Annotated in this window: 13 protein-coding genes; all 13 read left to right on the top strand. The window is 60.5% G+C overall.

The features are described from left to right. Window positions 1–75 precede the first annotated feature (75 nt). Complete coding sequence (argC, locus tag HMPREF3104_RS05285) at window positions 76–1119, top strand: N-acetyl-gamma-glutamyl-phosphate reductase (RefSeq protein WP_070494697.1); 1044 nt, start codon at window positions 76–78, stop codon at window positions 1117–1119. Window positions 1120–1150: 31 nt separating this feature from the next. Further along, on the top strand, window positions 1151–2311 hold the full coding sequence (gene argJ / locus HMPREF3104_RS05280; protein WP_070494696.1) for a bifunctional glutamate N-acetyltransferase/amino-acid acetyltransferase ArgJ: 1161 nt from the start codon (window positions 1151–1153) through the stop codon (window positions 2309–2311). A gap of 12 nt (window positions 2312–2323) precedes the next feature. Continuing rightward, window positions 2324–3268 carry an acetylglutamate kinase gene (gene argB / locus HMPREF3104_RS05275; RefSeq protein ID WP_070494736.1) on the top strand — a complete coding sequence of 315 codons (945 nt, stop codon included), beginning with the start codon at window positions 2324–2326 and terminating at the stop codon, window positions 3266–3268. Further along, on the top strand, window positions 3269–4483 hold the full coding sequence (locus tag HMPREF3104_RS05270) for an acetylornithine transaminase (RefSeq protein WP_083278945.1): 1215 nt from the start codon (window positions 3269–3271) through the stop codon (window positions 4481–4483). It begins immediately after the preceding gene. A gap of 4 nt (window positions 4484–4487) precedes the next feature. Beyond that, window positions 4488–5429: an ornithine carbamoyltransferase gene (argF, locus tag HMPREF3104_RS05265; RefSeq protein ID WP_236587290.1), complete on the top strand. Its 942-nt coding sequence runs from the start codon at window positions 4488–4490 to the stop codon at window positions 5427–5429. Continuing rightward, complete coding sequence (locus HMPREF3104_RS05260; protein ID WP_070494694.1) at window positions 5426–5926, top strand: arginine repressor; 501 nt, start codon at window positions 5426–5428, stop codon at window positions 5924–5926. The genes argF and HMPREF3104_RS05260 overlap by 4 nt, the downstream gene beginning before the upstream one ends. Window positions 5927–5991: 65 nt before the next feature. After that, window positions 5992–7203: an argininosuccinate synthase gene (locus HMPREF3104_RS05255; protein ID WP_052204434.1), complete on the top strand. Its 1212-nt coding sequence runs from the start codon at window positions 5992–5994 to the stop codon at window positions 7201–7203. A 9-nt stretch (window positions 7204–7212) separates the two neighbouring features. Continuing rightward, window positions 7213–8652, top strand: a complete 1440-nt coding sequence (gene argH, locus HMPREF3104_RS05250) for an argininosuccinate lyase (protein ID WP_070494693.1) — start codon at window positions 7213–7215, stop codon at window positions 8650–8652. 33 nt (window positions 8653–8685) lie between these two features. Beyond that, a complete protein-coding gene (locus HMPREF3104_RS05245; protein ID WP_070494692.1) occupies window positions 8686–9888 on the top strand; it encodes a hypothetical protein in 1203 nt (400 codons plus the stop codon). Continuing rightward, a complete protein-coding gene (locus HMPREF3104_RS05240) occupies window positions 9888–11477 on the top strand; it encodes a VWA domain-containing protein (RefSeq protein WP_070494691.1) in 1590 nt (529 codons plus the stop codon). The genes HMPREF3104_RS05245 and HMPREF3104_RS05240 overlap by 1 nt, the downstream gene beginning before the upstream one ends. Beyond that, window positions 11464–12087: a hypothetical protein gene (locus tag HMPREF3104_RS05235; protein ID WP_052204427.1), complete on the top strand. Its 624-nt coding sequence runs from the start codon at window positions 11464–11466 to the stop codon at window positions 12085–12087. The genes HMPREF3104_RS05240 and HMPREF3104_RS05235 overlap by 14 nt, the downstream gene beginning before the upstream one ends. Next, a complete protein-coding gene (locus HMPREF3104_RS05230) occupies window positions 12084–12266 on the top strand; it encodes a Trm112 family protein (RefSeq protein ID WP_052204425.1) in 183 nt (60 codons plus the stop codon). Before HMPREF3104_RS05235 ends, HMPREF3104_RS05230 begins: the two co-directional genes overlap by 4 nt. Window positions 12267–12286: 20 nt before the next feature. Next, the gene (gene tyrS, locus HMPREF3104_RS05225) at window positions 12287–13564 is read left to right on the top strand and encodes a tyrosine--tRNA ligase (RefSeq protein ID WP_052204423.1); all 1278 of its coding nucleotides are present in this window, start codon (window positions 12287–12289) and stop codon (window positions 13562–13564) included. Window positions 13565–13744 lie beyond the last annotated feature (180 nt).

Raw genomic sequence — 13744 nt, 5'->3', positions numbered from 1 at the left:
GCTTGACGCAACACGGATGCGAATAAATTACGCTGCGGCGCATAATTTGTTGCATAAAGTGATACACTGCAGTGCATGACACTCTCTGTAGCCGTTGCCGGTGCAACCGGGTATGCAGGCGGAGAAATTCTCCGCCTGCTTTTGCGTCACCCCGCATATCTTTCGGGCGAGCTGCGAATTGGCGCGCTGACCGGAAACTCCAACGCAGGGACAACTGTCGGCGAGCTTATGCCGCACCTGCCGGAGCTGGCGCAGCGCGTGATTGAACCCACTGACGTGGAAACTCTGGCTGGTCACGACGTTGTGTTCCTTGGCCTTCCGCACGGACACTCCGCGCAGATTGGTGCGAACCTGCCAGAGAGCACCGTGGTTATTGACTGTGCTGCGGATTTCCGCCTGAAGGACGCGGACGCATGGAAGCGCTTCTATGGCACGGAGCACGCAGGGCATTGGCCGTACGGCATCCCGGAAATGCCGGGCCACCGTGAGAAGCTCCGCGGTGCCACCCGCATCGCTGTGCCGGGCTGTTTCCCAACTGGTGCAACACTTGCCGCGTACCCCGCGCTGAAAGCTGGACTGTGTGGGCCGGACGTGCGCGTTGTCAGCATTACGGGTGTTTCGGGCGCGGGTAAGAAGGCGTCGGTGGGCATGCTGGGTGCGGAGACGATGGGTTCGCTGAAGGCCTATAACACCGCCGGTAAGCACCGCCACACCCCGGAGATGGCGCAGAACTTTGAAGAAGCCGCAGGCCAATCCGTTAACGTGAGCTTCACGCCGGTACTCGCGCCGCTGCCGCGAGGCATCCTCACCACGGTAACCGCACCTCTTACACCTGGCGCCACCCAGAAGCAGGCGCACGAGGCGTTCGAAGCGTTCTACGCGGACGAGCCCTTCGTCTGGGTTCTGCCCGAGGGCGCGCAGCCGCAGACGCAGCATGTGGTTGGCTCCAACATGTGCCACGTGCAGGTTGAGGTGGATGAAGATGCGAACGTGCTGGTGATTACCTCCGCTATCGACAACCTGACCAAGGGCACCGCAGGTGCCGCTGTACAGTGCATGAACCTCGCGCTGGGCTGGGATGAAACCGCAGGGCTACCGCAGCAGGGTGTAGCGCCCTAATTACGACGAAGATTTAAAGGAACGAAAAGACATGACACAAGGAACCGTCACCACGCCGAAGGGCTTTGTCGCTGCAGCGACAACTGCTGGCATTAAGCCCTCCGGTAACTCGGATATGGCGCTCGTGGTCAACGAGGGCCCGGAGTTTAACGCGGCTGCCGTATATACGCGCAACCGTGTGAAGGCCTCGCCGGTGAAGGTAAGCCGCGAAGCTACTAGCAACGGTCAGCTCAAGGCGGTGCTGTTTAACTCTGGCAACGCGAATGCTTGCAACGGCGCCCAGGGTGATGCGGATGCGCGCGAGGCACAGGCACGCGCGGCAGAGCACCTCGGCGTTGCAGCTGATGACGTTGCGGTTTGCTCCACGGGTTTGATTGGTGAGCTGCTGCCGATGGACAAGGTCCGTGCAGGCGTAGACGTGCTTGTAGGTGCCCTGGGTGATAACGGCCAGGCAGCCGCAGAGGCGATTATGACCACGGACACCGTGAGCAAGCAGGCGTTTGTGCAGCGTGACGGCTGGTCTGTTGGTTCCATGGGTAAAGGCGTGGGCATGATGGCGCCCTCGCTTGCGACGATGCTGGTGTTGGTGGTCACGGATGCGTCGATAAGCAATGAGGCCCTGCAACAAGCTCTGGAGAAGGCGTCCGAGGTCACCTTTAACACCCTGGACATTGACGGCTCTACCTCCACCAATGACACCGTGATCGTGATGGCCAACGGCGCAAGCGGCATCACACCGAGCCAGGACGAGGTGGATGCGGCGATCATGGAGGTGTGCCAGTCCCTGGCTGACCAGATGCAGGGCGATGCTGAGGGCGTGACCAAGCGCGTCAGCATTACCGTGCGGGGTACTGCCAACAATGAGCAGGCGCTGAACGCCGCCCGCACCATTGGGCGCGACAACCTGTTTAAGTGCGCGATGTTCGGCTCTGACCCGAACTGGGGCCGCACTCTTGCGGCTGTGGGCATGGCGGATGCGGAGATGGATCCGGACAACATCAGCGTGATGTTCAACGGCCAGCCCGTGTGCGTGGCGTCCACGGGTGCGCCGGGGGCTCGCGATGTGGATCTTAGCGGCATGGACATTGCGGTTGAGGTTGATCTGGGCACAGGGGGCCCAGGCGTTGCGACGGTACGCACAACCGACCTCTCGCACTCATACGTTGAAATCAACTCGGCTTACAGCAGCTAAGGAGGCCACGTGTTGGAACCATTGGGCACTCACCTGAGTAATGAGGCACGCGCACACGTGCTTGCCGAGGCACTGCCGTGGCTGCAGCACTACCGCGACAAGATCGTGGTGGTCAAATACGGCGGCAACGCCATGATTGATGAGGATCTGAAGGCCGCATTCGCCGCTGACATGGTGTTTTTGCGCACCGTTGGCGCTAAGCCGGTTGTGGTGCACGGCGGTGGGCCGCAGATCTCTGCGATGATGAAGCGCCTGAACCTGGAAGGCGGCGAGTTTGTCGGCGGCTTCCGCGTGACCACGCCGGAGATCCTGGACGTGGTGCGCATGGTGCTCTTCGGCCAGGTGGGGCGTGATCTTCTTGGCAAGATCAACTCGCACGGGCCGTACGCCGTGGGTACCTCTGGCGAAGACGCTGGGCTGTTTACCGCCGAGAAGCGCTACGTGGACGTTGACGGTGAGCAGCACGATATCGGCCTTGTGGGCACGATTACGGATGTGAATCCGGAGGCCGTGATGGACATCATTGAGGCCGGCCGTATCCCGGTGGTCTCCGGCATTGCGCCGGGTGTGGACGGGGACGTCTACAACATCAACGCCGATGAGGCAGCCGGTGCGCTTGCGGCGGCAATCGGCGCTGAACGCCTGGTGGTGCTGACCAACGTTGAGGGCCTCTACACTGATTGGCCAGATAAGGACTCGCTGCTGAGCAAGATCACGGTCGGGGAGTTGGACAAGATGATGCCCACGCTGGACTCGGGGATGATCCCGAAGATGGAGGCCTGCCTGACCGCGGTGCGCGGTGGGGTGAAGGCTGCGCACGTGATTGATGGCCGCATTGCCCACTCGGTGTTGCTGGAGCTGTTGACCATGGGCGGCATTGGCACGATGGTGCTGCCGGATGCCTACGACGCGGCGCAGTACCCGGAGGGCACTGTGTTTAGGAAGGATGACGCGTAGATGACACAAGCAGAACAGGCGCAAAACCCCAGCGCAATGCTCAGCGGGTGGCAGGCCGGGCTGATGAACAACTACGGCACCCCGCCGGTGGCGCTGGTTTCTGGCCGTGGGGTGTATGTCACTGATGACCAGGGCAATGAGTACCTGGACATGCTCGCTGGCATTGCCGTAAACGCACTTGGTTACGGCCACCGGAAGATCGTTCAGGCAGTGTCTACGCAGATCCAGACTCTGGCGCATGTCTCGAACCTATTCGCCTCCCAACCAGCGGTGGACGCAGCAGGGGAGTTGGTGCGCCGCTTCGGCGATGACAGCGCGCGCGTGTTCTTTTGCAACTCCGGCGCCGAAGCGAACGAAGCCGCATTCAAGCTTGCTCGCTTGACCGGCAAGCGCCGCATCCTAGCTGCGCAGCACGGTTTCCACGGTCGCACGATGGGTTCGCTGGCGCTGACCGGCCAGCCCTCAAAGCGCGCGCCGTTCGAACCTGTGGCGCCCGGGGTGGAGTTCTACCCCTACGGCGACATTGATTACGTGCGAAAACTCGTAGCCATCAACCCGACCGATGTCGCCGCGATCTTCCTGGAGCCCATCCAGGGCGAAACCGGAGTCATCCCGGCACCAGCAGGGTTTATGCAGGAGCTTCGGAAGCTTTGCGACGCCCACGGGATCCTCCTCGTCTGCGACGAAGTACAAGCCGGCGTTGGACGTACCGGCACGTTCTTCGCCTTCGAGCACGACCTTGCCGCAGGTGTTCGCCCGGATGTGGTGACCATGGCCAAGGGGATTGGCGGTGGCCTGCCTTTGGGCGCAGTTATTGCTACTGGCGAGGTGGCGAAGATGTTCACCCCGGGATCCCACGGCACGACGTTTGGCGGCAACCCAGTGGCATGTGCTGCGGCCAACGCCGTGCTTGACGTGATTGACCAGGAGTTTGTTGCAGAGGTTGCGCGCAAGGGCGATGCCTTTGCCGAGCGTCTGCGCGGAATCGACGGTGTGAAGGCCGTGCGCGGGCGTGGGCTGATGGTGGGTGCGGTGCTTGAGCGTGGCGTCGCGAAGCAAACGTATGCTCTGGCGCTGAAAAATGGCCTCATTGTCAATGCGCCGGCAGACGACGTGATCCGGTTCACCCCACCGCTTGTGATCACGGATGAAGAGTTGGACGAGGCAGCGACGCGCTTTGCGGCCGCGCTGCGCGAAGCGATGGAAAAGGAGTAGCAAGGTGCCACGACACTTTCTGGCAGACGATGATCTGACACCCGCCGAGCAGGCTGAAGTGCTTGCCCTGGCCGCGGAGATGAAACGCGAGCCGTACAAGCACCGACCGCTGGAGGGGCCGCAGTCCGTAGCGGTGCTGTTTGATAAGACCAGCACACGCACCCGTTTCTCCTTTGACACGGGCATTGCGCAGCTCGGCGGGCACGCAATCGTGACCGAAACCGGCAACTCCCAGATGGGTAAAGGGGAGAGCTACCAGGACACCGCAGCGGTGCTCAGCCGCTACGTCTCCGCAATCGTGTGGCGTACCTATGCTCACGACAACCTGCTGGCCATGGCGGAAACCGCCACCGTGCCCATAGTGAACGCGCTTTCGGATGACCTGCACCCCTGCCAGATTCTGGCAGACCTGCAAACCATGGTGGAAAACCTCTGCCCGCAGGAAGGTCCAGCCGGCCTGCGCGGCAAGAAGGCTGTCTATCTTGGCGACGGCGACAACAACATGGCAAACAGCTACATGATTGGCTTTGCCAACGCCGGGGTGGACATTGCCATCATCGGGCCTGAAGACTTCCTTCCGCGCGAGGAGTTTGTCACCCGCGCACGCCGCCGTGCGGAAGAAACCGGCGCAACTGTCACCGTGACCAGCTCGCTGGACGCGGTTGCCGGCGCCGATGTTGTCATCACCGACACCTGGGTGTCTATGGGCATGGAGGAAGACGGCAAGGATCGCCGCACCCCGTTTATGCCGTACCAGGTCACACCTGAAGTGATGGCACGCGCAGGCGAAGACGCCATCTTCCTGCACTGCCTGCCGGCATACCGCGGCAGCGAAGTGGCTGCCGAGGTTATCGACGGTCCAGCCTCGCGCGTATTCGACGAGGCAGAGAACCGTCTCCACGCACAAAAGGCCCTCCTCACTTGGCTTCTGGAGCACCAGTCATGACACAACCCGTATCGCGTACCGCACGTCAAGCCCGCATCCTGGAAACTCTGGCAAACACCCGCGTGACCTCGCAGGTGCAGCTCTCCCAGCTGTTGCTTGCAGAAGGCATCGACATCACCCAGGCCACCCTCTCACGCGACCTGGATGAGTTAGGGGCACGTAAGGTTCGCCCGCTCGACGGCGGCCGCTCCTTCTACATTGTCGGATCCGACACCGGCGCAATCGACGCCGTGCAGACCGGACCGCGCGAAAAACTCAACCGGATGATTGAGGAGCTGGTGGTCTCGGTGGACTACTCGCACTCCATTGCCGTGCTGCGCACACCCCCGGGGGCGGCACAGTACCTGGCCAGCTATATCGACCGAGTGGGCCTTGACCAAGTAGTAGGCAGCATTGCGGGTGATGACACCATCTTCGTACTTGCCCGTGAACCCCTCTCAGGCCAGAATTTGGCAGAGCAGCTTTTCAGTGGTGCCCCGCGCAAAGCCGAGAGCTAACCACAGGTAACCTAACGTTTCGTATAACCAATTTTCTTTAGTTTTTCTTCAAGGAGAGATCTTCTATGACCAACCGCGTCGTCCTCGCGTACTCCGGCGGACTGGACACCTCCGTAGCCATCCCGTACCTCGCTGAGATGACGGGTGGTGAAGTGATTGCCGTCTCCCTGGATTTGGGCCAGGGAGGTGAAGATATGGAATCCGTGCGCCAGCGTGCGCTGGACTGTGGCGCTGTGGAGTCCATCGTGGTGGACGCCAAGGATGAATTCGCCGAAGAGTACTGCCTGCCAACCATCAAGGCCAACGGCATGTACCAGGGGGAGTACCCGCTGGTTTCTGCAATCTCTCGTCCGCTGATTGTCAAGCACCTTGTTGAGGCTGGCCACCAGTTTGGCGGTACCCACGTTGCTCACGGCTGCACCGGCAAGGGCAACGACCAGGTGCGTTTTGAGGTTGGTTTCCTGAACCAGGATCCGGACCTGGAGATCATCGCCCCAGCGCGTGACTACGCGTGGACCCGTGACAAGGCCATTGAGTACGCCGAGGGCAAGGATCTGCCGATTGAGCAGTCTGCAGCATCTCCGTTCTCCATCGACCAGAACGTGTGGGGCCGTGCCGTTGAGACCGGCTTCCTGGAGGACCTGTGGAACCCGCCGACCAAGGACCTGTACTCCTACACCGAGGACCCGTCGCTGGGTAACGCCCCGGATGAGGTCATCATCTCCTTCGAGTCTGGTAAGCCGGTTGCTATCGATGGCCGCCAGGTTACGGTGCTTGAGGCTATTGAAGAAATGAACCGTCGCGCAGGTGCACAGGGCATCGGCCGCCTGGACATGGTGGAGGACCGCCTGGTGGGTATTAAGTCCCGCGAGGTCTACGAAGCACCGGGTGCGGTTGCGCTGATCACCGCGCACAAGGCGCTCGAGGACGTCACGGTGGAGCGCGAGCTGGCACGCTACAAGCGCCTGATCGACGCTCGCTGGGCGGAAGAGGTGTACGACGGCCTGTGGTTCGGCCCGCTGAAGCGTTCCCTCGATGCGTTCATTGACTCCACCCAGGAGCACGTCACCGGCGATATCCGCATGGTGCTGCACGCAGGTAAGGCGACGGTTAACGGCCGTCGTTCCAACCACTCCCTGTACGACTTCAACCTGGCAACCTACGACACGGGCGATACCTTCGACCAGACCTTGGCTAAGGGCTTTGTGCGCCTGCACGGCCTGTCGTCCCAGATTGCTAACAAGCGTGACCGTGAGGCCAACGCCTCGAAGAAGTAGGGGATGACAATGGAGCAGCACGGCACTAATGAAGGTGCGCTGTGGGGAGGCCGCTTTTCCGGCGGCCCTTCCGAGGCCATGTTCGCGCTTTCCGTGTCCACGCACTTTGACTGGGTGCTCGCGCCTTATGACGTGCTTGCCTCCAAGGCACACGCCAAGGTGCTCAACCGGGCAGGCTTGCTGAGCGACGCTGACTTGGCAACCATGCTGGCTGGTCTTGACCAGCTGGGCAAGGATGTCGCCGACGGTTCCTTTGGGCCGCTGCCTACGGACGAAGACGTCCACGGCGCCATGGAACGCGGCTTGATTGACCGTGTCGGACCGGAAGTGGGCGGGCGACTTCGCGCGGGCCGTTCCCGTAACGACCAGGTTGCAGCGATGTTTCGCATGTGGCTTCGTGACGCGGTGCGTGGCATCTCGCAGGACGTTGCGGACCTGATCGACGCGATTGTCGCCCAAGCGAAGGCTCACCCGGATGCGATCATGCCGGGCAAGACCCACTTCCAGGCGGCGCAGCCGATTCTGCTCGCGCACTCGTTGCTTGCGCATGCGCAGCCGTTGCTGCGTGACCTTGAGCGTATCCAGGACTTGGATAAGCGCCTTGCGGTCTCGCCGTATGGTTCCGGAGCGCTTGCTGGCTCCTCGCTGCAGTTGGATCCGGAGGCGATTGCTGAGGAGCTCGGGTTCGATTCCTCGGCGGACAACTCGCTCGACGGTACCGCTTCGCGCGACTTCGCGGCGGAAACCGCCTACGTGTTGGCGCAGATCGCGGTGGATTTGTCTCGCTTTGCTGAGGAGATCATTGCGTGGTCCACGCCGGAGTTTGGCTACATCACGTTGCATGATGCTTGGTCGACCGGATCGTCCATCATGCCGCAGAAGAAGAACCCGGATGTGGCAGAGCTTGCCCGCGGTAAGTCAGGCAGGTTGATCGGTAACCTCGCAGGTCTTTTGGCAACGCTGAAGGCGCAGCCCTTGGCGTACAACCGTGACCTGCAGGAGGACAAGGAACCGTTGGTGGATTCGGTGACGCAGCTCAGCATTGTGCTGCCGGCGTTTACTGGGCTTGTATCCACGCTGGTGTTCCATGAGGATCGCATGCTGGAACTGGCGCCTGCCGGCTACACGCTTGCCACCGACTTGGCGGAATGGATGGTGCGCCAGGGCGTGCCATTCCGCGAGGCTCACGAGGCTTCTGGTGCATGCGTGCGCATCGCGGAAAGCCGCGGCGTTGACCTTGTAGAGCTGACCGATGAGGAACTGGCCAGCGTTGATGCGCGCCTGACCCCTGAGGTGCGTGACGTACTTACGGTGCAGGGTGCTGTAGCATCCCGCGCCACCCGCGGCGGTACCGCAAAGGTACGCGTCGAGGAGCAGCTTGAACGTGTGGCCCAAGCTAACGCCGCGTTCCGGACGTGGGCGGAGACACCCGTGCGCCCCGGTCAGTGAGCGAAGTCACGTTTTACGCTTTACCATGAGTGTATGAATGTGCCGAGTAGCAATACAGACGCCAAGCGCGGTGGACGCGGATTGTCCATCGTGCTTGGCGTTGTTCTATTAGCGGTAGTCGCAGCAGCAATCGCCATGGGTCGCGGGGTCATTCCTGGACTTGGGGGAATTGGCGGAGCTTCTGACTCCGATGATGGGACGAGTCACGTTGCCCAAAAGCCTGGTCTAACCCAGGTGCGCGGTGTGATCGGCTCCGAGAAGCGCGGGTATTTCGAAGACCCGGACGTGGTGGCGCGTCTTGAGGAGCTCGGTTTCCAGGTGTCGTTTAGCACAGCCGGCTCCCGCGAGATTGCCACAGGCATAGACATCGAAGCCCAGGACTTTGTGTTCCCTTCATCAGCACCAGCTGCGCAAAAGGTGCGTGAGCAGCGTTCTGGCTACTCGGTGGACTTCCCGTTCTTCTCACCTATGGCGGTGGCCAGCTGGCAACCGATCGCCGAGATCCTCGAAGGTCAGGGGGCGGTGACTAAAGACGGTGACAGTTACGTATTAGACATGGCCAAGTTTGTGGACATCGCGAGCTCTGGTGCGAGGTGGCGTGATTTTGGGGACACGTTTGCGTCGCCAAGAACTGTCCAGATCCGTTCAACTGACATCCGTACCTCCAACTCAGCGGCGATGTACCTGTCCATCCTGAACTATGAGTTCCAGCAGCGCGACCCCGCGCGGGGAGATGACGTGAGCTACCTAGTGGAATCGATCGCACCGTTTTTCACTGGTCAAGGCTATTCGGAGTCATCCTCTTCGGGCCCGTTCGCGGAGTACCTGGCGCAGGGAATGGGGGCGGCGCCGATGGTGATGGTGTACGAAGCTCAGTATCTGGGCGAGCAGATGAGTCCTAACTCGCGTATTCGGGACGACATGGTACTGCTCCAGCTGCACCCAACCGTGCTTGCAAACCACGGCATTGTGGGCGTGACCGCGGAAGGCAAAGAACTTGGCAAGCTGCTGACCAATGATCCGCAGCTGCAACAACTTGCGGCACGCCACGGCTTCAGGCCGGCGACCTCCGGCTCGCTTGCCCAAGAGATGGAAAGCCAAGGGCTTGAACCGCCGCGCGACTACGTCAACTCCATCGACCCACCAAACTACGACCGCCTAGAACAGCTCATTGACGGTGTGGGTACCCGCTACGGCAAAATAGCGCCCCCGCCGCGGCATGGGGAGGAAGAGTAATGAAACGTTTCTGGCTAGCGTTTATCACCTTTGTCAGTGCCATTGCACTTGCCGCGTGCGGCACAGACTCAGGCGAAACTGGCGGAGTGGATTCCGCACCCAAACGAAACCAAGGGGCGGCAGATCTGACAATCGTTGCCGCCACAGAGTTGAAGGACTTGGAGGGGCTTGTCCAGGAGGCTGCTGACGACCTGGGTTTCAGCATTGAGCTGCTCTTCCCGGGTGGCACGTTGGATAACTCCCAGGCACTGAAGCGTGGAGATTTTGACGGCAACGTGGACGCCACATGGTTTGCCACCAACCGCTACGTCAACCTCATTGGGGCGTCCAACAAGCTTGCGGACGAGACGAAGACTGCGACCAGCCCAGTAGCCTTTGGCGTCTGGGACGACGCGGCTGCGCGCTTGGGCTGGGATACGCAGCAGCCCACGTGGGCGGAGTTCGCCCAGGCCGCGGAGCAAGGAGAGTTCACCTTTGGCATGACTACTCCGTCCTCCTCCAACTCGGGCTTCTCCGCGCTGGTATCGGTGGCGACGGCGGTTGCAGACACCGGCCAGGCAATCAACCCCGGGGATCTGGAGCTGGTAGGCCCCACACTTAAGGCGCTGTTCCAAGCGCAATCTCTGGTGTCCGGTTCTTCCGGCTGGCTGGCGGAAGCGTTTGTTGCAGACCCGGAGCGTGCCGATGCGATTGTGAACTACGAGTCGACGCTTCTGCAGATGCAGCAGCAAGGCCAGCCGATCCAGGTGGTTGTGCCGAAGGACGGCGTGATTTCTGCAGACTACCCGCTATCCACCCTTGCGCAGCCGTCGAATCCGCAGGCTGGCGACCAGGTTCGGGCGTTGGCAGATTGGATGCTTGAGCACCAGGAAGACATTGCGAAGACGTTCCGCCGCCCGGTGCGCCAGGTGGATAACCTGCCGGTGCAGCTGCAAAACCAGCAGGTTATTGAGCTGCCGTTCCCGGCGAACCAGTCGGTGGCAGATGAGCTGCTCTATGCCTACAACAACCAGTACCGCCAGCCTGGCACCACTACGTTTGTGCTGGATGTGTCGGGTTCGATGGAAGGTGCGCGCCTTGAGTCATTGAAGGCGATTATGCATTCGCTTATCGACGGCTCAGCGTCCACCCTCACCGGCGACGTCTCCCTGCGCGACCGCGAGGACGTCACCCTGTGGTCGTTCAGCTTCGACCCGAATGAGCCTATTACCGTCACGTTTGACCGTGAAGATCCGGCTGTCGCCGCAGAACTCGGTGCGTACGTTGATGGTCTGGTTGCACATGGTGGCACTGCGATCTACCCAACGTTGATCCGTGCTTTGGAGGCGGCGGACACCTCGACGGGTATTCCGTCCATAGTCTTGCTCAGTGACGGTGAAGCCACCTTCGGCGAAAGCTTCCATGAGTTCAGGGAGATCTATGCCCAGATGTCGCCGGAGAAGCGCTCGATTCCGGTGTTCGTAATTCTCTACGGCGATGCCAACAAAGCTGAGATGACGGAGCTTGCGAAACTGACGGGCGGAGAAGTCTTTGACGCGCTCAACGGCGATTTGGAGTCTGCATTTAAGGAGATCCGTGGGTTCCAGTAATTACTTCCTTTCCCGCAAAAACCAGGTTGGCCTGCTGCTGGCCATTCTGGTCGTGGCGTTGCACCTAGTCATCGGCTTCGGCGTGTTCTGGCCGGTGGCAGCCCTAGCGGCGTACGGGGCAGGTGCTGTCCTCACACCGGCGCCGCGGCAGCAGGCGCTACAGGCACCTATGACGCCCACTCCGCAATTGCTTTCTGGGGTGCTGCGCGAGACGTCTTCCAAGCTGTTTCGCGCGAAGCCCCCAGCGGTCGTAGTAGCCAAAGCTAAAGAGTTGGAGAGCAACGTTCGTTTTGTCTTGTCGGAGTGGGACCATTTGGATTCCACGCCGGAGCACCGTCAGACCATGTGGAATGTGGTCAAGGTGTACTACCCGGAAATCACCACGACGTTCCTTGATAGCCCGCAGCACAGCGACGGTAGGGCAGCGGCAGTCATGGCGGATTCATTGACCACGCTCGCTAGCGCCGTAGACAGAATTAAAACTGGCATTCTTGACGATAACCTGCGTGCTATGGACTCCCAGGCGCAGTTCCTGCGCACTGAACTTGGCGCGCTGCCAGGACTCAACGACGGTTTCGAAGAGGCCGAGGGGTACGATCGACGCTCATGAGCCTTGATCCAGAACTGCTTGAGATTCTTGTTTGTCCTCAAGACAAAGGGCCATTGGTCTATAACGAGGAAGAACAGTTGCTGATCAATGAGCGCCTTGGCGTTGCCTATCGCATTGAGCAGGGCATTCCAGTCTTGCTTATCGACGAAGCGCAGACCCACCCAACCACCTCCCAGTAACGAAAGCGTGAGATGTTTTAATGACTTCTTCTGTAAACACCAACATCGTTGATGAACTTGAGTGGCGTGGCCTGGTAAATCAGTCCACTGACCTTGAAGCCCTTCGGGAGGCTACGAAGACACCGATCACGTTGTACTGCGGGTTTGACCCGACCGGCCCGTCGCTGCATGCTGGCCACCTTGTGCCTCTTTTGATGTTGCGTCGCTTCCAGATGGCGGGTCACCGTCCGCTGGTACTCGCAGGTGGCGCAACGGGCATGATTGGTGACCCACGTGATGTGGGCGAGCGCACCCTGAACTCGGAGGACACGGTGCGTGACTGGGCGGATCGTATTTCCGGCCAGCTGTCGCGCTTTGTGTCTTTCGATGGAGATAACCCTGCACAGCTGGTCAACAACAACGACTGGATTAAGGACCTCAGCGTGATTGAGTTCCTGCGTGACGTGGGCAAACACTTCTCGCTTTCCACCATGCTCAGCCGAGACACGGTGAAGCGCCGTTTGGAATCCGACGGCATTTCCTACACTGAGTTTTCCTACATGCTGCTGCAGGCTAACGACTACGTGCAGCTGCGTCGCAATTACGACTGTGTGCTGCAGGTAGGCGGCGGCGACCAGTGGGGCAACCTCGTTGCGGGCGTTGACCTGAATCGTCGTATGGACGGCGCATCCGTTCATGCACTGACCGTGCCGTTGGTGACGGACTCTGAAGGCAAGAAGTTTGGCAAGTCCACCGGCGGCGGTTCCCTGTGGCTGGATCCGGAGATGACCAGCCCGTACACCTGGTACCAGTACTTCCTGAACACCGCTGATGCGGACGTGATCCGTTACCTGCGCTGGTTCACCTTCCTGGACAAGGAAGAGTTGGACCGTCTTGAGGTTGAAGTTGCGGAGCGTCCGTTCAAGCGTGAAGCGCAGCGACGCCTGGCGCAGGAGATGACTGACCTGGTTCACGGCGAAGAGGCCCGCAAGGGCGCTGAACTTGCTGCCGAAGCCCTGTTTGGCAAGGCCGAGCTTTCGGATCTTGATGAGCGCACCTTGGCTGCTGCGGTTAGTGAGACCACGGTGCATGAGATCGAGCCTGGCACATCCACCAACATCGTTGATCTGTTGGTTGGCGCGGGTCTTGCAGATTCCAAGGGAGCCGCACGCCGTTCCATTAAGGAAGGTGGCGTGTACGTAAACAACCAGCGCGTTGAAAGCGAGGAGTGGGAACCTTCGGAGTCTGACTTCCTCCACGGAGCTTGGTTGGTACTGCGCCGCGGTAAGAAGAATTTTGCCGGAGCAAAGCGCGTCTAGCTGCGGAGTTTGCATTTTGTTAACCGGCGTGGCTATGGTTTAGCCACGCTGTTACGGCAGCAACCGAATCAGAGAAATTCAACGAATTGACTTGATTCAAACCGACATGTAATGTCGTACAAGCCGCTTTTACCGGAGCCGCGAGAGGTTCTGGTGGGGTGTGCGTGTGTTGTTTGAGAA

The sequence above is a fragment of the Corynebacterium sp. HMSC30G07 genome (assembly GCF_001806945.1).
Taxonomy (GTDB): domain Bacteria; phylum Actinomycetota; class Actinomycetes; order Mycobacteriales; family Mycobacteriaceae; genus Corynebacterium; species Corynebacterium riegelii.
The sequence above is the reverse complement of the archived record's forward strand: the minus strand, read 5'-3'. Positions and strand labels throughout refer to the sequence as shown.